This window comes from Streptomyces sp. NPDC005281, assembly GCF_040607495.1.
In the GTDB taxonomy this organism is placed as follows: Bacteria; Actinomycetota; Actinomycetes; order Streptomycetales; family Streptomycetaceae; genus Streptomyces.
The window spans coordinates 67,661-85,994 of sequence record NZ_JBEXGX010000012.1 but is presented as its reverse complement, the minus strand read 5'-3'; the positions used below and the strand labels follow the sequence as shown (position 1 = coordinate 85,994).

The 18,334-nt window shown below is 71.7% G+C and carries 14 protein-coding genes; 8 read left to right on the top strand and 6 right to left on the bottom strand.

The annotated features are described in order from the left end of the window. Positions 1-61: 61 nt before the first annotated feature. Positions 62-2,476: an endopeptidase La gene (gene lon / locus ABZV42_RS18570; RefSeq protein WP_355981396.1), complete on the top strand. Its 2,415-nt coding sequence runs from the start codon at positions 62-64 to the stop codon at positions 2,474-2,476. Between the two features lie 284 nt (positions 2,477-2,760). Here lon and ABZV42_RS18565 read toward each other — a convergent pair whose 3' ends face one another. Continuing rightward, entirely contained in the window at positions 2,761-3,759 is a 999-nt protein-coding gene (locus ABZV42_RS18565; RefSeq protein WP_355981399.1) for a LuxR C-terminal-related transcriptional regulator, read from the bottom strand. A 257-nt stretch (positions 3,760-4,016) separates the two neighbouring features. Here ABZV42_RS18565 and ABZV42_RS18560 point away from each other — a divergent pair, with 257 nt between their 5' ends. Next, positions 4,017-6,767, top strand: a complete 2,751-nt coding sequence (locus ABZV42_RS18560; protein WP_356052838.1) for a M4 family metallopeptidase — start codon at positions 4,017-4,019, stop codon at positions 6,765-6,767. 87 nt (positions 6,768-6,854) lie between these two features. Here ABZV42_RS18560 and ABZV42_RS18555 read toward each other — a convergent pair whose 3' ends face one another. Then, entirely contained in the window at positions 6,855-7,673 is an 819-nt protein-coding gene (locus ABZV42_RS18555) for a lysozyme (RefSeq protein WP_356052727.1), read from the bottom strand. Positions 7,674-7,974: 301 nt separating this feature from the next. Here ABZV42_RS18555 and ABZV42_RS18550 point away from each other — a divergent pair, with 301 nt between their 5' ends. Then, positions 7,975-8,493: a MarR family transcriptional regulator gene (locus ABZV42_RS18550; RefSeq protein ID WP_355981404.1), complete on the top strand. Its 519-nt coding sequence runs from the start codon at positions 7,975-7,977 to the stop codon at positions 8,491-8,493. A 26-nt stretch (positions 8,494-8,519) separates the two neighbouring features. On the opposite strand, the gene ABZV42_RS18545 is transcribed toward ABZV42_RS18550, so the two are convergent. Beyond that, complete coding sequence (locus ABZV42_RS18545) at positions 8,520-9,308, bottom strand: protein phosphatase 2C domain-containing protein (protein WP_356052725.1); 789 nt, start codon at positions 9,306-9,308, stop codon at positions 8,520-8,522. A 369-nt stretch (positions 9,309-9,677) separates the two neighbouring features. Here ABZV42_RS18545 and ABZV42_RS18540 point away from each other — a divergent pair, with 369 nt between their 5' ends. Genes ABZV42_RS18540 through ABZV42_RS18520 form a run of 5 tightly spaced genes read left to right on the top strand, consistent with a single transcriptional unit; the run spans position 9,678 to position 15,816 of the window. Further along, a complete protein-coding gene (locus ABZV42_RS18540; RefSeq protein WP_356052722.1) occupies positions 9,678-12,998 on the top strand; it encodes a nitrate- and nitrite sensing domain-containing protein in 3,321 nt (1,106 codons plus the stop codon). Beyond that, a complete protein-coding gene (locus ABZV42_RS18535; RefSeq protein WP_355981413.1) occupies positions 12,995-13,495 on the top strand; it encodes a roadblock/LC7 domain-containing protein in 501 nt (166 codons plus the stop codon). Before ABZV42_RS18540 ends, ABZV42_RS18535 begins: the two co-directional genes overlap by 4 nt. Beyond that, positions 13,495-13,905, top strand: a complete 411-nt coding sequence (locus ABZV42_RS18530) for a DUF742 domain-containing protein (RefSeq protein WP_355981416.1) — start codon at positions 13,495-13,497, stop codon at positions 13,903-13,905. The genes ABZV42_RS18535 and ABZV42_RS18530 overlap by 1 nt, the downstream gene beginning before the upstream one ends. Further along, a complete protein-coding gene (locus ABZV42_RS18525; protein WP_355981419.1) occupies positions 13,886-14,524 on the top strand; it encodes an ATP/GTP-binding protein in 639 nt (212 codons plus the stop codon). Before ABZV42_RS18530 ends, ABZV42_RS18525 begins: the two co-directional genes overlap by 20 nt. Before the next feature lie 29 nt (positions 14,525-14,553). Continuing rightward, on the top strand, positions 14,554-15,816 hold the full coding sequence (locus tag ABZV42_RS18520) for a styrene monooxygenase/indole monooxygenase family protein (RefSeq protein ID WP_355981422.1): 1,263 nt from the start codon (positions 14,554-14,556) through the stop codon (positions 15,814-15,816). Here the strand turns inward: ABZV42_RS18520 and ABZV42_RS18515 are convergent. The 3 genes from ABZV42_RS18515 to ABZV42_RS18505 form a co-directional block, all read right to left on the bottom strand. Then, positions 15,780-16,937: a C40 family peptidase gene (locus ABZV42_RS18515; RefSeq protein ID WP_356052720.1), complete on the bottom strand. Its 1,158-nt coding sequence runs from the start codon at positions 16,935-16,937 to the stop codon at positions 15,780-15,782. The two genes, ABZV42_RS18520 and ABZV42_RS18515, sit on opposite strands and share 37 nt — an antisense overlap. Positions 16,938-17,046: 109 nt before the next feature. Further along, positions 17,047-17,367: a hypothetical protein gene (locus tag ABZV42_RS18510; RefSeq protein ID WP_355981428.1), complete on the bottom strand. Its 321-nt coding sequence runs from the start codon at positions 17,365-17,367 to the stop codon at positions 17,047-17,049. A gap of 10 nt (positions 17,368-17,377) precedes the next feature. Continuing rightward, positions 17,378-18,103: a TetR/AcrR family transcriptional regulator gene (locus ABZV42_RS18505; RefSeq protein WP_355981431.1), complete on the bottom strand. Its 726-nt coding sequence runs from the start codon at positions 18,101-18,103 to the stop codon at positions 17,378-17,380. Positions 18,104-18,334: the final 231 nt, after the last annotated feature.

The window sequence follows — 18,334 nt, the reverse complement described above, 5'->3', positions numbered from 1 at the left end:
CATTGCGGGGCTCCCGTGCATTGAGTCGACATAGCTCAACTTGAATGCCGAAGGGGAGATCATGGCTTCGACGTCCGCATCACTCACTTTGCCCGTGCTGCCGCTCGACGACGAGGTCGTGCTGCCCGGAATGGTGGTTCCGCTGGATCTGAACGACACCGATGTGCGCGCCGCGGTGGAGGCAGCTCAGGCCGCCGCCCGTTCAACACCGGGAAAGCCTCAGGTACTCCTGGTGCCGCGCGTCGACGGGACGTACGCGAGCACCGGAGTGCTCGGCACCGTCGAGCAGGTCGGCCGGCTGGCCGACGGCGACCCGGGCGCGCTGATCCGGGGGCGTGGGCGCGTGAAGGTGGGCGCGGGGACCACGGGTCCCGGTGCCGCGCTGTGGGTCGAGGGCACCAGGGTCGAGGAGACCGTCCCCGACCCCCTGCCCGGCCGGGTCGCGGACCTGGTGAAGGAATACAAGGCCCTGGCCACCAGCTGGCTGCGCAAGCGCGCCGCCTGGCAGGTCGTGGACCGGGTACAGCAGATCGACGACGTCTCCGCCCTTGCCGACAATTCCGGTTACTCACCGTTCCTCACCGTGGAGCAGAAGGTCGAGCTGCTGGAGACCGCCGACCCGGTGGCCCGGCTCAAGCTCGCCACCGAACAGCTCCGCGAACACCTCGCCGAGCAGGATGTCGCCGAGTCCATCGCCAAGGACGTCCAGGAGGGCGTCGACAAGCAGCAGCGCGAGTTCCTGCTGCGGCGCCAGCTGGAAGCCGTACGCAAGGAACTGCGCGACCTCAAGGGCGAGGGCGGCGAAGAGGAGTCCGACGACTACCGCGCCCGCGTCGAGGCCGCCGACCTCCCGGAGAACGTCCGCGAGGCGGCGCTCAAGGAGGTCGAGAAGCTGGAGCGGTCCAGTGACCAGTCGCCCGAGGGCGGCTGGATCCGGACCTGGCTCGACACCGTCCTGGAACTGCCGTGGAACGAACGGACCGAGGACGCGTACGACATCCAGGGCGCCCAGGCGGTGCTCGACGCCGAGCACGCCGGTCTCGACGACGTGAAGGAGCGCATCACCGAGTACCTGGCCGTGCGCAAGCGGCGCTCGGACCGAGGCCTCGGAGTCGTCGGCGGGCGGCGCGGCGGCGCGGTGCTCGCGCTCGTCGGCCCGCCCGGCGTGGGCAAGACCTCGCTCGGCGAGTCCGTCGCGCACGCCATGGGCCGCAAGTTCGTCCGTGTCGCCCTCGGCGGCGTGCGGGACGAGGCCGAGATCCGCGGACACCGTCGTACGTACGTCGGCGCGCTGCCCGGACGGATCGTCCGCGCCATCAAGGAGGCCGGGTCGATGAACCCGGTGGTCCTGCTCGACGAGATCGACAAGGTCGGCTCCGACTTCCGGGGCGACCCGGCCGCGGCGCTGCTCGAAGTCCTCGACCCGGCGCAGAACCACACCTTCCGCGACCACTACCTGGAGGTCGAACTCGACCTCTCCGACGTCGTGTTCCTGGCCACGGCCAACGTCCTCGAAGCCATCCCGGAGGCCCTGCTCGACCGTATGGAGCTGGTCCGCCTAGACGGCTACACCGAGGACGAGAAGGTCGTCATCGCCCGCGACCACCTGCTGCCGCGCCAGCTGGAGCGGGCCGGTCTGGAGAAGGACGAGGTCGTCCTCGACGAGAGCGCGCTGCGAAGGCTGGCCGGGGAGTACACCCGGGAAGCGGGCGTGCGGAACCTGGAGCGGGGCATCGCGCGGCTGCTGCGCAAGGTCGCGGCCCAGCACGAACTGGGCCGGCGGGAGCTGCCGTTCACGGTGACCGACGCCGACCTGCGCGGGCTCATCGGGCGCCCGCACCACGTGCCCGAGTCGGCACAGGACCCGGCCGAGCGCCGTACCGCCGTGCCCGGTGTCGCCACGGGGCTCGCGGTCACCGGCGCGGGCGGAGACGTCCTCTACGTGGAGGCGTCGCTGGCCGACCCGGAGACGGGCGCGGCCGGGCTGACCCTCACCGGCCAGCTGGGCGACGTGATGAAGGAGTCGGCGCAGATCGCGCTCTCCTTCCTGCGCTCGCACGGCGCGGAGCTCGAACTCCCGGTCGGCGACCTGAAGGACCGGGGCGCGCACATCCACTTCCCGGCGGGCGCGGTCCCCAAGGACGGTCCGAGCGCGGGCGTCACGATGACGACCGCCCTGGCGTCGCTGCTGTCGGGCCGGCTGGTCCGCACCGATGTGGCCATGACCGGTGAGGTGTCGCTGACCGGCCGTGTGCTGCCGATCGGCGGGGTGAAGCAGAAGCTGCTCGCCGCGCACCGGGCGGGTGTCACGACGGTGATCATCCCCAAGCGCAACGAGGCCGATCTGGACGACGTCCCGGCCGAGGTCCTGGAGAAGCTCGACGTCCACGCCGTCACGGACGTCCGCCAGGTCCTGGAGCTGGCCCTGGCGCCGGCGACGAACGGCGCGAGCCCGCGGGTTCCGCTCGCGGCATGACCCCGGAGGCGCCGGCGGTGGTGTGACGGCCACCGTCGGCACCTCCGGTACGGGAAGGCCCGGGCCCGTGAGGGAGCCCGGGCCTTCTGATGTCCCGGGCCCTCTGACGTCGGGCCTTCTGATGTCCCGGGCCCTCTGACGTCGGGCCTTCTGATGTCCCGGGCCCTCTGACGTCGGGCCCTCTGATGTCCCGGGCCCTCTGATGTCGGGCCCTGTGCTTTCCGGGCTCGGTGGGCCGGCTGTCCTGCCGGGCTTGCCGGGGCGGTGGGCCGGGCTGGGCCGGGTCACACCGTCAGCCAGCCCCTGGCCGTCGCCCGCACCCCCGCCTGGAACCGTGTCTCCGCGTTCAGCAGGCCCATCAGCCGGGTGATCCGGCGCCGCACCGTGTGGACGTGGACGTCCAGCCGCCGGGCTATCGCCTCGTCCTTCAGGCCCGAGGCCAGCAGGGTCAGCAACGCGCGTTCCTCCTGGCTGATCTGCTCGTCGGTGACGGAGCCGACCGGCACGGCCCGCTCCCACACCGCCTCGAACAACGGAACCATCGCGTTGCCGAGCAGGGCGTCGCCGACGACGAGAGCGGAAGCGGTCGGGTCCGCCGCGTCGGTCGGCGGGAGCAGCGTGATCCGCCCGTCCACGATGATCAGCTTGGTGGGCAGACCGGTCCCCACACGGATCCGCACGCCCTGTCCCGACAGGGTGTCAAGACCCCGGGCGCGGCCCTCGAAGCGCAGTCCCTCCCGGTCCACCACGACCCGCACCCGTACCCCGCGCCGCACCGGTTCGGTCACATCCAGGGGTGCGGGCATCCCGTCCGGCTGACTGGCCGCGTACGGCGGCCGGTCGAGCAGGCACACTTCTTCGCGGGCCGAGAGCAGCAGCGCGTCGACGCGCTCGGCGATGGCCCGCCCGCCGCGCACCGTCTCGATGCCGATCACACGGGAGTCGGGTGCCGTACTCAGGAGCTGGGCGGCGATCCGGTCAACCGAGCCCGTCAGCTCCTCCAACTCGGCTGATCTGCGCAGCAGATGGGCCTGTCGCCGGTGCAGCAGCCCGCGCAGCGCGGTGGCCGGGGCCACCGGTACGGGCAGGGCGGCGGAACCCCCGCCGGGCCGGGTGAAGCCCGTCTCGGCGAGCTGCGCGAGGGCGGCCGTGACCCGGCGCACCGGCATGCCCACCGAACGGGCCAACGCGGTACGGGAGGTGAGCTCGGGCAGGTTCAACAAGCCCTCGTACACCCGGAATCCGTCGGCTCCGAGCCCGAAGGCCTGCCAGTGCGTGTCCATGTGGGCCAACTGTACGAGCCGGACTCGGGTCCGTTCCCGCAGGCCACACAAGTGTGCACGTACACAACTCGACGCCTGGAACTCATTGTTCGCGGGTCCGTTCCGGTATTTGCATGTCCGCATCCGAAATCCGTTCACCCGCCCAGGGCAGCGAAGGGAAGACCGTGCGGACCTCAGCGCGCTCCAGAACAGACAGAGCCGGTGGCATAGCCGTCGGCCGGGGAGTGGCGGCACTGCTCGCCGCCGCCGGACTCCTGATGACCGGTACGACGGACGCCCACGCGGACACCGCGTCGCCGGCGGGCGCCTCCGCCCCGGGCGGTGACACCGACACGCCGTCCCTGGTGACAGGCCTGCACGAGGAGGTCTCCGCCACGCAGAGCGCCGCCGACGCGGCCCGTGGGCACCTCAGGGCGAAGCGGGGCCGCTACCACATCGCGGACACCTCGGCGAAGGACCTGACCTCGCTCGGCACCGCGACCGTGAAGGGCGGCAAGGAGACCGTCCGGCTCCAGCAGAAGTACAAGGGCGTCGAGGTGCTGGGCGGCCAGTACGTCGTGCGGATGACGAAGAAGGACGGCAGGCGCGCCGTCACCGGCACCTCCGGCAGCTACTTCACCAGGCTGAAGCTCGACTCGGTCACCCCGAAGGTCTCCGAGAAGGTGGCGGTCCGGCGCGCGGTCGCCGCCGTCACCTCGCAGCTCGGCGCCGGCCCGCTGCACAAGCCCGCCGCCGGGAAGAAGGCGACCGGCGAGGCGGGCCTGAGCGGCGCCGCCGACGGCGTCACCATCCTCCCGCGGGGCACCGGTGTGCTCACCCGGCACATCACCGTCACCGGCGTCAGCCCGGCCGACGGCTCGCCGGTGAAGCAGGAGGTCTACATCGACGGCCACTCCGGCTACCCGGTCATGCAGTACAGCGGGATCGCCACGTTCGCGGCGACGGCCACCGCGACCGGCGGCACAGAGGCCGCGGCCACGGCCGCCGACGCCTCCGCCGCGGTCGCCCAGCAACTGGTCGTCAAGGGCTCCGGTGTCCGCTACAACGGCGCGAAGACCGAGGTGAACCTGTACCAGGGCACCGACGGGGTCTACCAGATGATCGACTACAGCAAGCGCGACGCCTCCAGCCCGTTCAACGGTCCCATGCTGGCGACCTACGACGCCCGCGGGATCGACGTCTCCGCCGCCTCCGGCCGCTGGCCGAGCGGCATCAAGACCTTCCGTTCGACCACGACCGACCTCGGCGCGGACTTCACCGACTCCGGCGCGGTCGACGCCCACTGGGCGGCCGGGAAGGTCTACGACTACTACAAGAACCACTTCGGCCGGGACGGCCTCGACGGGAACGGCGGCTTCGTCTACTCCCTGGTCGGGGTCACCGACGGGGGCCGGCCGTACGACAACGCCTTCTGGGACGGCTCCAAGATGGTGTACGGCCAGGGCGGCGACGGCTACCGCACGTTCTCCGCCGACGCGGACGTCGTCGGCCACGAGATGACCCACGGCGTCGTCGAGCACACCGCGAACCTGGTGTACGCGGGCCAGTCCGGCGCGATGAACGAGGCGCTCGCCGACTACTTCGGCAACGCCATCGACCTCGAGGCCAACCACATCTCGATGGACGACCCGGACTCGGGCCTGCTGGGCGAGGACCTGTGCACCGACCGCGCCCCGCGCGACTGCGCGCTGCGCGACCTGGACAACGGCCTCACCACGTCCAAGGACTTCGTCGGTGTCAGCTACCGCGGTGACAACGGCGGCGTGCACGAGAACTCGCCGATCTTCTCGGGCGCGCTGTGGGACATCCGCCACGACCTCGGCGGCGACCTCGCCGACCGGATCGTCTACCGCGCCCTGTCGGCGTACATGACGCCGCTGGACGGCTTCACCGAGGGCCGTAACGCGGTCGTCGCCGCCGCTCAGGAACTGGGTGCCACCAAGGCCCAGATCAAGGTGGTCAAGCGGGACTTCGACGCCCATGGCATCGTGACCGGCTGGGAGAAGGCGCTCGGCGTCGACACCGACACCCTGATCGCCAAGGACAACATCGCCGGGACCGGCGTCGGCGCCGGAGGCGGCAAGTACGCGGTCTCCCGCTCCGACGAGGACGGCAGCGAGCCGTACTCGGTGTGGGCCGGCAACACCGACGGCAAGGGCCGGCCGCGGCTGATGAGCGGCAACAACGGTGACTACAACGTCTACGCCGACACCGACGGCAGGACGGTCGTGTGGGTGGACTTCTCCGCGACTGCCACCGTGATCAAGGCGCGCCCGGTCAGCGGCAGTATCGAGAAGACCGTCGGCAGCGCGAACAGCAGCGTCTCCTCGCTCGCGGTCGACGGCGACTACGTCGTGTACACCACGTACGACCCGTACATGGGCAATCCGCACATCGGCTTCATCAACATGAAGACGGGTGTCTCCGGGATGGTCGACGGCCGCCCCTCGACGGCCACGGCCCTGCCGTCGGTGAAGGACGGAAAGATCGCCTACGCCAAGATGTGGCCCGAGACCGACGGCTACAAGCTCGGCGTCGAGGTCTACGACACCGCCACCGGCAAGACGCGGCTGATGCCGGTCGATCCCACGGGTGTCGTGGGTGTCGGCCAGACCGCGATCACCGACGACGGCGTCTTCTGGGTGGAGGACGGCGACGGCACCGACTCCGGTCAGGCGGGGGTCGTGCGTGCCGCGCTCGACGGTACGGATCGCACCACGGTCGTCCCCGAGTCCGCGGACTCGGACCTGTACGCCTACCAGATCACCGCGTCCGACGACGCGGTCACCCTGCTGTCGCTGCCGCCGGGCGGCGCGTGGACCAACGAGGCGCTGCCGAAGCTCTACCAGGTCGCGCCCGACGGCGAGGGCGACGTCCAGCGTGTGTCCTGCGACCGCGGCGACCAGGTCTACCCGGCCGCCGACGAGGGCACGCGCGTGGTGTGGCTGGACGGCACCACCGGCTACACGAACCTGGTCACCCGGGAGCACCCGGCCGGCACCTGCTGAGCCGACCGCCGAGAAGCGGCAGCGGCCGGACTCCCGTACGGGGGGAGCCCGGCCGCTGTCCCGTTCACCGCCCGCGTGCGGCCCGGATCAGCCGTTCGCGAGCGCCTGGACGCGGTCGAGGGCGCCGTTGAACCTGTCGTGGTCGCCGACCGTCGGTCCTGACGACGTGTACTGCCACATCGTGTAGTACCCCCAGCCCGCCGGGAGCGCCCCCGGGTCGGAGGCGTAGCGCGCGATCCACAGCGGGTTGGCCGAGGCGAATCCGCTGTAGTCGCCGGTGCACTGGGTCCACCAGCTCGCGGCCGTGTAGATCACCGCGTCACGGCCGGTACGCGCCTTGTACTGGGTGAGGAAGCTGCTGATCCAGCTCACCATCGCGCTCTGCGTCTTGCCGTAGCAGGCGGCCCCGTACGGGTTCCACTCGATGTCGAGGACGCCGGGCAGGGTCTTGCCGTCGCCCGACCAGCCGCCGCCGTGGTCGACGAAGTAGTTGGCCTGGGTGGCACCGGTCGTGGTGTCCGGGGTCGCGAAGTGGTACGAACCGCGGATCATGCCGATGTCGTAGGCGCCGTTGTACTGCTGGGCGAAGTAGGGGTTCGTGTAGTACGTCCCCTCGGTCGCCTTGGTGTAGGCCCACCTGACCCCGCTGTTCCACAGCGTCGACCAGGCGACGTTGCCCTGGTAGCCGGCGACGTCCACGCCTTCGGTCTGGGTGGCGTCACCGGTGGTCGGCGTGCCGCCCCGGCCGTCGTGGGCGATCACCCCCATGCCCATCCGGGCGGATCCCCGGGCGGGGATGTCGGCGGCGGAGGAGGGGAGGGTGGAGAGGAGGGAGAAGGCGGTGAGCAGGGTTCCCACCGCGAGTGCTCGCAGGCGGCGGGCCTTTCCGGATCTGTGCACGGGCATGTGCGTGCCTCCGAAGGGCGATGGAGCTCCGGGAGCCCGAGGGAGCCCGAGGGAGCTCGGTGGGGGGAGAGCGCGGGCACGCGTGCCGAGTAGGGGGATCAGGCCGTCCTTGACCTGGGGGTGGCGTGCGCATGCCAGCAGATAAGTGTCTGATAAAGAAGCTACGCACGTAGACGACGACGTGGGAAGAGGGGCCGGAGGCTGCCGTTGGTCTACGCCTGCGAAATACTGGCGGAGCTGCGGCAACGGCGAGTTCCGGCAGAAACTTTCAGGATCGGGAAACCGGGTCAGGGGTGCTGACGTGCACGAGGGCGGAAACGACGGTGGACGTCCGGTCGAATCCGGCGTGTCGGGAAATGGTATGGACCGGCCCGCGGTGAGCGGCGGAGTGGAACGCGAGTTCCTCTCCCTGGAACGCGAGTTGACGGTCTTCCTGCGCCGCGCCCGCGCCAGCCAGGGGGAGATGGCCCGCGAGGTCCATCCCGACCTGGAGTCCGCCGCGTACGGACTCCTCGTCCGCCTCGAGGAGTGCGGCCGCCAGCGCGCCACGGAACTCGCCGCCTACATCGGCGTCGGAAAGGCCACGATGTCCCGGCAGTTGCGCGCACTGGAGGAGCTGGGCCTGGTCGCCCGCGAACCCGACCCCGCCGACGGCCGCGCCTGGCTCGTCCACCTCACCGAGGAGGGCCGCGGCCGGGTCTCCAGCGTCCGCGAGGCGCGCCGGGCCCGCTATGTCCGCCAGCTCGCCCACTGGGACCAGAACGAGGTCGCGGAGCTCGCCCGGCTGCTGAACCAGCTGAACCGCGGCATGGAGAAGTAGCCCGCCGGATCGCGGTCCGCCTCTCCTCACAGCTCCGCGAACACCACCGTCGCGTCGTCGTGCGTCTTGCCCCGCCGGGACCCCGGCCGCTCCGCCGCGTCCGAGCGCTCCAGACGTCGTACGCGCTCGACGAGTGAGGCGGAGCCCTCGGCGCGCACGAGGGCGAACAACTCGGTCCAGTCGCCCGCGTGGAACCTCTCCACCCAGCGGGCGGCACCGTCGGTGAGGGCCGCCAGGGCGCGCACCGAGGACCGGGGGAGCACACCCGTCACCGCCCGCGAGGCCACCGAGGGGTCCGCGGCCGCCGTGAAGAAGCCGCCCTCCTTGTTGCGGACGGTGGCGTCGGCGACGGCGTCCGTGGCGAGGGCGGTGCGAGGTAGCCGGGAGAGGCGGTCGTCCAGCAGCGCGGTGACCTCGCCGGCGGGGGACTCCACCAGCAGGACCGAGTCCGAGAGGATCAGGTACTCGACCTGCGACAGGGACCACCGCGCGAGGACCACGGTTGCCTGAGGTGTGCGCGGGTGAGAAAGGTCACAGGTGCCCGCGTGTGCGTCGGCGACGCGGCGGATCGCCCGCGCGAGGACCTCCGGCAGGGGCAAATCCCCCTGCGAAACGGACAGTTCGGTCAGTGCTCCGCCGAGCCGCGCGGAGAACCAGGGGACCGAGTGCAGACAGCCGTCGTCCCCCCGGGGCGGCGTCACCCCATCGAGCGCGACCAGTGAACCGCCCTGTCCCGAGGCGGGAAGCCCGACCGATGCGAAGTCCTCATTGGGGCGGCCCGGGTCTCCGGGCTCCGACACGAGTTCAGTGCGCATTCCGACAGTCTGCACGAGCCCTTCACAAGGGGCCGAAATGTCGGCCGGAAACGCCCCCACGTGCGATCCAGCAGCTCAGGCGCCAGGTTTGCCATGGAATGATCGACTCCGGCAACACGTGGCGGCGAATACTGTCAAAGCCCGTCCCCGACGTCCAACCGGCCCGCCGTGCGGGCCCGTCGCGAGCGCCCGGAAGACTTGCCCGCCAACTCCCCTCCGATGTTCACTCCTTCGGGTGGCGGGTCAGATGATGCGGGACCACTGCCCACCGGCACTGGGAGGGTCGGGAGCCGTACCGGGCGTACGCCCCGATTGACGGGACGTCACCCGGGCCCCAAATGGGTACACGAGTCAGGAATGCGAGCACCGGTGCAGAAGACGCGGCCGAGGCGCACAGGCAAGAAGACGGCCTCCAACTCCACAGAGGGTGGCGCCGTCGGCGACGCCGCCGACTCCACGGGCCGGGGCAGGACCGCCCACGTACGCAACCGGCTGATCGTGGCCGTGGCGGTCGTCGCGGCCGCCATCGCCGGAGCCGGCGCGCCCATGGTGCTGTCCGCCTCACAGCAACTGAACGATTCCCAGAATCTGGTGACGCTCGCCCAGCGCACCCAGCAGGCGCTGACCCTCGCGCACGCGCTGGCCGACGAGCGCGACGAGGTCACCTCCTACGTCGCCGCCGGCCGGCCCAGGGCCAAGGCGCCCTCCGAGCAGCGCAGCGTGCTGGTCGACCGGCAGGTCGACGAGCTGCGCGCGGACGCGGACGCCCCCGCAGCCCTGATCGAGGACCTCGACGGCGTCGCGGCACTCAGGCGCGCGGCGCTCACCGGGAAGAGCTCCGCCCTCGAGGCGCACCAGGCGTACTCCGGGGCCATCACCGAACTCCACGCCCTCGCCGAGGACCTGGCCGACAGGATGCCGCCGCGCGCGGGCTCGGGCGCGCACGCCCTCGCCGAGCTGGACACCGCCGTCCAGCAGTCCGCCGCGGCCCGCGGACTGCTCCTGGCGGCCCTCGGCATCCCGCACACCACCCAGAGCGTCTACAACCCGCTCACGGGCCTGACGAGCACCACGAACGTCTCCTCGCCCGCCGAGGCCAAGCAGCGCGACGCCCTGAGCGCCGCCGCCCAGCAGGCACGCCTCCGCTCCGACGCGGCCGTCGCGGACTTCCGCGAGACCGCGCCCGAGCAGGCCGTGAACACCTACGACTCCACGGTCACCGGCCCCGACGTCGGCTCCGCGGACAAGTACCTGGAGAACCTCACCGGGCAGCCGAAGCTCTCCGACTCCGCGCTCGGCACCGGCGTCAAGAAACTCGACGCCGCCCTGTCCGCCCGGATCGACCTGATGCGCGGCGCCGAGGCCTCCCTCAACGACCACCGCACCAAGGACCTCGAAAAGCTGCGGGACGACGACGTCACCGCGCTGGAGCTCCGCGTCACCGTCCTCGGCGTCCTGATGCTCGTCGCGGCCGGCACGACGATGGCCATGGCCCGCACGCTCACCCGGCCGCTGGCCGTCCTGCGCCTCGGCTCGGCCCGGCTCGCCGCCGACCCGGCCTCCGGGGAACCGGTCAAGTTCACCGGCCGCAACGACGAGTTCGCCCAGGTCGTCCGCTCCGTCAACGCGCTGCACGCGCACGCCGCCTCCCTGCACGAGCGGATCGCCACCCTCGAAGGCGACCGCAAGCACCTCATCGGTCAGCGCCAGCAGATGGCCGACGAGCGCGACCGGCTGCGCGGCGAACTCGCCGAGGCGGCGGCCCACCTGGAGCAGGTGCGCGGCACCATTCACAGCACCTTCGTCAACCTCGCGCTGCGCACCCTCGGCCTCGTCGAGCGCCAGCTCGGCGTCATCGAGGGCCTGGAGGAGCGCGAGCAGGACCCGGACCGCCTCTCCACCCTCTTCAAGCTCGACCACTTCGCCACGGTCATGCGGCGGCACAGCGAGAACCTCCTCGTCCTCGCGGGCGCCGAGCACGTCCAGCACCACGCGGGCCCGGTCCCGCTCGTCGACGTCGCACGGGCCTCGGTCAGCGAGATCGAGCGCTACGAACGGGTACGGATCGCCGTGCTGCCCCCGCACGCGCACATCGCCGGGTTCGCCGCCGACGACCTGAGCCACCTGGTGGCCGAACTCCTGGAGAACGCCACCTCGTTCTCGCCGCCCGACGTGCCCGTCGAGCTCTCCGGTTGGCTGCTGGAGAGCGGTGACGTGATGCTCTCCGTGCAGGACGAGGGCATCGGCATGACCGACGACCGGATGAGGCACCTCAACGCCCGCCTCTCCGAGTTCGACCCGCAGGACACGTACGACCAGGAGAGCGGCGAGGGACTCGGGCTCGGCCTGTACGTCGTGGCCCGGCTCGCCCACCGGCACGGCGTACGGGTGAAGCTGCGCGAGCAGAAGCAGGGCGGGGTGGCCGCCGTGGTCGTCCTGCCGAAGGCACTGCTCGCCGCCGCTCCGTCGTCCACCGTCCCGTCCTCGGTCCGCCTCGCCGGCGGAGCCCCCCCGGTCGCCCTGCCCGGCGCCGACGCCGAGGCCAACTCCAATGTGCTGCGCGGCCGTTCGATCCTGCGTGCCTCGGTCATGGCCCCGCCCGCCGCCGAGGACCCGCTGATCGCGGCGGCCGAGGCGGCCGTACAGGAGTCCATCGCCGAACCGGCGGCGGAGCCCGAGCCGACGCGGGCCCCCGAGTCCGGGCCGGCCGTACAGGCCCTGGTCATCCCGGCGCCCCGTGAGCCCGAGCCCGAGCTCCCGTCCGAGACGACGATGGAGCTGCTGCTCCCGGAGCTCGCCCCGCAGATCTCCGCCTCGGAGGCACCCGCCTCGGAGGCCCTCGGACCGGAGTCCGCCGACGAGCTTTACGGCGCGACCGGCCCGACCGGCCCGACCGGCGCGACCGGCCCGACCGGCGCGACCGGCCCGACCGGCCCGACCGGCCCGACCGGCCCGACCGGCCCGACCGGTACGACCCGCGCACCCAGCCACGCGTCCTCAGGGACGACCGGGTCCCACGCCGAGCCGGCCCCCGCCGAGCCGGCCCCCGGCACCGACGGGACCCCGGCCCCCGCCGTGGGCGCGACGACCTCCCACGCGGGGGGAACGGCCCCCGGCGTCACGGGAGCCGCCTTCCACCACGGCGAACCGGCCGCGGAGCGCGGACCGGTGACGGAGCACGCACCGGAGACGGACGTGTCCGCGAGAACGGCTGCGGACGCACCCGCGGGAACAGCCGCGGAGGCGCCCGCGGGAACGCCGACGGCGGCGCCCCCAGGAGCCACCACCGGCCGCCCCGCGGCCCCGGCGGCCACCGATCCGTACACCATCGGTCCCGACGACCACGAGCGGGTGCTCGACGAGCACCCCAGGCTCACGGACAAGGGCCTGCCCAAACGCACGCCGAAGATCTCCGCCCCCGCCGCCGCCCCGCGGCCCCGCGCGGGCGGCGTGGACGCCGACGCACTGCGCCGCAGGCTCGGCGGGTTCCACCGGGGCGCGATCGAAGGCCGCCGCGATGTGGAGGCCGAGATCGCCGACCGGACGGGCGAGACCCCCACGCCCGAAGGACGGACCCCGTCGGTCCCCACACCCGCACACGCACCAGCAGGACCCGCGCCCACCGCGCACCAGCCCGGCGCACAGGACGTGGAATCACCGGGGGGCACAGTCGAGGAGGCAAGCAGTTGACCGCGACCAGTACCTTCGGCCTGAGCAGCGAAGCACGCAACCTGCACTGGCTGCTGACCAATCTCGTCGAGGAGGTGCCCGGCCTCCAGTCGGTCGCGGTCGTCTCCTCCGACGGCCTGCTCCTGCTCTCCTCCGACCCCGGCCGCAACGCCGAGGCGAGGACGGCCGACAGCATCAGGCCCACCGGCCCCAAGGGCTCCGCCGCCGACCTCGCCACCATCGTCTCCGGCATCGGCAGCCTCACCCTCGGCGCCGCCAAGCTGATGGACAACGGCGGCGTCAAGCAGACCATGGTCGCGATGGACGAGGGCAGCCTCTTCGTCATGGCGATCAGCGACGGTTCGCTGCTCGGAGCGCACGGCTCCGCGGACTGCGACATGAGCGTGGTGGCGTACCACATGGCGCTCTTCGTCGGCCGGGCCGGACACGTCCTGACCCCCGAACTGCGCATCGAGCTCCGAAAATCCATCGAGGCCGACGCTTCCGGGAGTGCCTGATGACTGCGTCGAACGGCGTCAGGAAGCTCCCGGTGCGCGGCGGCGACCGCAAGCCCGCCCGCGTACGCCCCTATTCGCTCACCGGCGGACGGACACGCTTCGGCCATGTCCTGCTGGTGGAGACGTTCGTGGCGGCGCTGGAAGCCCCCGAGGTGCGCAAGGAGCTGACCAACGGTTCGCTCACCTCCCGGGTCATGCCCGAGATGCGGGCCATCGTCGAACTCTGCCGCCGGATGCGTACGGTGGCCGAGATCGCCGCGCTTCTCAGGATGCCGCTCGGAGTGGTCCGCGTGCTCTTGAGTGATCTGGCGGACCAGGGAAAGATCCGCGTGTACGGAACAGGTCACGGCCCGGGACAGCCCGACCGTGCCCTGCTGGAAAGGGTGCTGAGTGGACTCCGTCGTCTCTGACGCCGAACCTGGCGTCGCTCCCCTCCTCGACGATGAGGAGAATCTTCAGGCCTGGCAGACGGACCGCACGCGCGCGCCGATCGCCACGAAGATCGTGGTGGCCGGCGGCTTCGGCGTCGGCAAGACCACGCTCGTCACGTCCGTCTCGGAGATCACGCCTCTCCAGACGGAGGCGCTGATGACGCGGGCCAGCGAGGAAACCGACGACCTCACGGGGACGCCGGAAAAGCTGACCACCACCGTGGCCATGGACTTCGGGCGCATCACGCTCGACGACGACCTCGTGCTCTACCTCTTCGGTACGCCGGGGCAGCAGCGGTTCTGGTTCATGTGGGACGACCTGGTGCGCGGTGCGATCGGCGCGGTGGTCCTCGCCGACACCCGCCGCCTCTCGGACTGCTTCCCGGCGCTCGACTACTTCGAGAGCTGCGGACTGCCGTACGTCGTCGCGGTCAACCACTTCGACGGCAGCGACGTGTTCGAGCCGGACGATGTGCGCGAAGCCCTCACGGTTCCTCCGCACATACCTGTCATGATCATGGACGCGCGCCGTCGGATCTCGGTCGTCGAGACCCTGCTCGCGCTCGTCGGCCACGCGCTCGAAGTCAGCCCCGAATAGGGACGCCCGTCCTAGGAGAAGCAACCCGCATGCGGAAGATACTCGTCGTCGGAGCCGGCCAGTCCGGACTCCAGCTCGCCCTCGGACTCCAGTCGCACGGGTACGAGGTCACTCTGATGTCGAACCGGACGGCGGACGAGATCCGTTCCGGCCGGGTCATGTCGACGCAGTGCATGTTCGACACGGCGCTCCAGCACGAGCGTGATCTCCAGCTGAACTTCTGGGAGTCCCAGGCCCCGAGGATCGAGGGGCTCGGGGTCTCCGTCGCGGTCCCCGGCTCCTTCGACCCGGGCCCCTCGCAGCGCGCCATCGACTGGGTGGGCAAGCTCGACGGCTACGCCCAGTCGGTCGACCAGCGTGTCAAGATGGCCGGCTGGATGGAGACGTTCGCGCAGCGCGGCGGCCAACTGGTCATCCACGGCGCGGCGGTCTCCGACCTCGACTACTTCTCCCGGGCGTACGACCTGGTGCTCGTCTCGGCGGGCAAGGGCGAACTCGTCTCGATGTTCGGCCGCGACGCCTCCCGCTCCCCGTACACCGAGCCGCAGCGCGCCCTCGCGGTGTCGTACGTGCACGGTCTGGGCCCGCGGCCCGAGCACCCGGACTACGACGCGGTCCGCTGCAACCTGGTCCCCGGTGTCGGCGAGCTCTTCATCATGCCGACCCTCACCACCTCCGGCCGCGCCGACATCCTCTTCTGGGAGGGCATACCCGGCGGCCCGCTCGACGCCTTCAACGGCGTCAAGGACCCCGCCGAGCACCTGTCCCTGACCCTGGAACTCATGGAGCGGTTCACGCCCTGGGAGTACGCGCGGGCCACCAACGTCGAACTGACCGACGCGGGCGGCACGTTGTCCGGGCGGTACGCCCCCACCGTGCGCAACCCGATCGGCCGGCTCCCCGGCGGCGGACTGGTCCTCGGTGTCGCCGACGTCGTCGTCGCCAACGACCCGATCACCGGCCAGGGCTCCAACTCGGCCTCCAAGTGCGCCGCCGCCTACCTCGCCTCGATCGTCGAGCAGGGCGACAAGCCGTTCGACGAGGAGTGGATGCAGGCCACGTTCGACCGTTACTGGGACACCGCGCAGCACGTCACCAAGTGGACCAACGCGATGCTGGGCGTCCCGCCGGAGCACGTCCTCAACCTGATCGGCGCCGCGGGCCAACTCCAGCCCGTGGCCGACCGGTTCGCCAACGGCTTCAACGACCCGGCCGACTTCGAGAACTTCTTCTTCGACCCGGAGAAGACGAACGCCTACCTGGGATCGGTCACCGGGGCGGCGGAGGCGTAGCCGTCGTCGGGGCCTTCTGTGGCGCCCTCGGGGAGCTTCGGCGGTGTGTAGTGCCGCAGGGGCTCCCCGTCCGGGTCCGGGCGTACGGCACCCAGCAGCGGGTTCGCCGCGATGGGGGACACCTTGATCTTCGCTCCGGGCCGCGGCGCCTGGACCACCATCCCGTCGCCGAGGTACAGGGCGACATGCGTGGCCTCGGGGAAGTAGACCACCAGATCGCCGGGGCGCAGCTTGTCCAGCGGGACCCTCGGAAGCTCCGCCCACTGCTCCTGGCTGGTGCGCGGGATGGGCCGGCCGGCCCGCTCCCACGCCTGTGACGTCAGCCCCGAGCAGTCATAGGCCCTGGGCCCCTCCGCCCCCCACTCGTACGGTTTCCCGATCTGCTCGACGGCGTAGCGAAGCGCCTCCTCGCCCTCCCGCGTGGGCGGCCGCACGCTGCTGAGGGCGCCGGACGCCATGATCTTCCTCTGGGCCGTGGCCGTTCCCGACCGCTCGACCTTGTTCAGTTCGGCGATCTGGTCCGCGGTCAGCGAGGCGAGCAGCCGCTGGACGTCGTCGAGCCGCTTGCTCACCTCGTCCCGCTCCTTCTTCTGCCGTGCGGCGAGCGAGAGCTGTCCGTCCAGCGCCTTGCGGGCCGCCCGCGCGAGCCCGTCGGTCCGCCTCTCGCCCCCCGCGACCCGCCGCACGGTCGCGGCCCGCTCCAGCGACAACTGCCCGATCAAGTGCCCCTGGTCGAGGGCGTGCTGAGGATCCCGGGCGAGCAGCAGCCGTACGTACGTGGAGATCTCGTCGCCGCTCTGGTACTGCTGCCGGGCCAGCCGTCCGGCGGCGACCCGGCTGTCCTCCAGTGACAGGCGGGCCCTGGCGAGGCCGGCGTCGAGCCGGTCGACCTCCGCGCGCTGCTTCTTCAGTTTCTCGGCCGTCGCGTTGTACGTCTCGGTGGCGCGCTCGGCGTCCCGGTAAAGCCGCTGAAGGTCCGTCAGCATCGAGGCGACCGACCGAGGGGCGCCGGTGTCCGGACCCTGCCCGGGCTCCGGAACGGCCACCGCGGGCGTGGAGGTGAGCAGCGCCCCGACGGCCACCGCCCCCGTGCAGACCAGACGCAGAAGCCTTCCTGACACTCCATCACCTCCGGAACCGGGGCGGCCCGTACACCACCCGTCTCGCACCGGCAGGATCGGGCCGCCGCACCCCGGCCGCGCGCCGAGTGACCGCTTCGGCCCAAGAACGTCACTCGTCGGCGTTGTCCTCCGGCGTGGCGCCGCCGGTGCCCCCGCTCTTGCGCGTGCCCGGGGACCAGGGCAGCTTGAACCGGCCCCCCGACGCGTCGGCCTCGGGGTCGTACTCGTACTTCCACCCCTGATGGAGCCCGAGCCGCTTGCTCGTCGCGGCCTGGACGCGCCGGTAGACCAGCACGGTGGACGAACCACCGTCGATGCCGGGCACCGGGATCCGGTACGTCTTCGGCGGGTGACCGGTGATCCCGATCAGGACGGGCAGGACGCGTCCGTCCAGGGGGCCGCCGACAAAGGGGGTGTCTTCGCTCTTCACCTGACCAGTGTCACAGCAGGTGGGCCCCATTCCCGACAACGGGCAGCACCCGGCGGACCAGCGCCCCCGCGAGGCCGTCGGGGCGCTCCAGCGCGAGCGCGGCCCGGACCACCGCGGCGGTCTGCGGATCACTGCCCGCGCTCACGGCGAGCGCCGCAGTGAACTGCTCGACGAGCCAGTCCCGCAGCTCGTCCAGCGGCGGTTCCTTGTCCTCGTCGAGCCAGATCAGCGAGGCGGCCTCCACCGCCGTGATCCACATCCGCACCGTCATCCGCAGCCGGGGCCCGGGATCCTTCACGGACAGATGAGTGAGAATGTGCTCCGCCGCCGCCCGGCGCACCCCGTCGACTGTCGCCGTGGTCCGCGAGGTCTCGATGACGCTCCCGCCCTGGAGCAGAGCGCTGAATCCGGCGTCGTGCTGGTCCACGAACGCGAGATACCGGTCGAGGGCCCGGGAGAGCCGCTCGGTCAACGGCCCCTCCGCCGGCTCCGCGAAGCATTGCTCCAGCTCCTCGGCCGCGGACCGCAGCGCGGCCTCGTACAACTGCTGCTTGCCGCCCGGGAAGTACCGGTACACGAGCGGCCGCGACACCCCGGCGGCCTCCGCCACGTCGTCCAGCGAGACCTCCTCGGGCACCCGCTGGGCGAACAGCGACAGCGCGGCCTGGAGCAACTGGCTGCGCCGCTCCTCGACACTGAGCCGACGGTAGGCGGGGGTGGAAGCCTGCGAGGTCATAACGGGCAGCGTAACCGCCCACCCACACACCCTGTCGTACACGAGCAGGACCCCACACCGAGACCAGCTCCCGCGCCCCGAGCCCGAGACCATCCGCGGTCGCCGCACGACGCGCATGCCCTCCAGCCCCTGGCCCCCCGAGCCCGAGACCATCCGCGGTCGCCGCACGACGCGCATGCCCTCCAGCCCCTGGCCCCCCGAGCCCGAGACCATCCGCGGTCGCCGCACGAC

What these genes read in the sequence shown, in the direction of transcription:
- lon (WP_355981396.1), top strand. Translation starts at nt 62, where the DNA reads ATGGCTTCGACGTCCGCATCACTCACTTTGCCCGTGCTGCCGCTCGAC.
- ABZV42_RS18565 (WP_355981399.1), bottom strand. Translation starts at nt 3,759, where the DNA reads ATGGACACGCACTGGCAGGCCTTCGGGCTCGGAGCCGACGGATTCCGG.
- ABZV42_RS18560 (WP_356052838.1), top strand. Translation starts at nt 4,017, where the DNA reads ATGACCGGTACGACGGACGCCCACGCGGACACCGCGTCGCCGGCGGGC.
- ABZV42_RS18555 (WP_356052727.1), bottom strand. Translation starts at nt 7,673, where the DNA reads ATGCCCGTGCACAGATCCGGAAAGGCCCGCCGCCTGCGAGCACTCGCG.
- ABZV42_RS18545 (WP_356052725.1), bottom strand. Translation starts at nt 9,308, where the DNA reads ATGCGCACTGAACTCGTGTCGGAGCCCGGAGACCCGGGCCGCCCCAAT.
- ABZV42_RS18530 (WP_355981416.1), top strand. Translation starts at nt 13,495, where the DNA reads ATGACTGCGTCGAACGGCGTCAGGAAGCTCCCGGTGCGCGGCGGCGAC.
- ABZV42_RS18520 (WP_355981422.1), top strand. Translation starts at nt 14,554, where the DNA reads ATGCGGAAGATACTCGTCGTCGGAGCCGGCCAGTCCGGACTCCAGCTC.
- ABZV42_RS18505 (WP_355981431.1), bottom strand. Translation starts at nt 18,103, where the DNA reads ATGACCTCGCAGGCTTCCACCCCCGCCTACCGTCGGCTCAGTGTCGAG.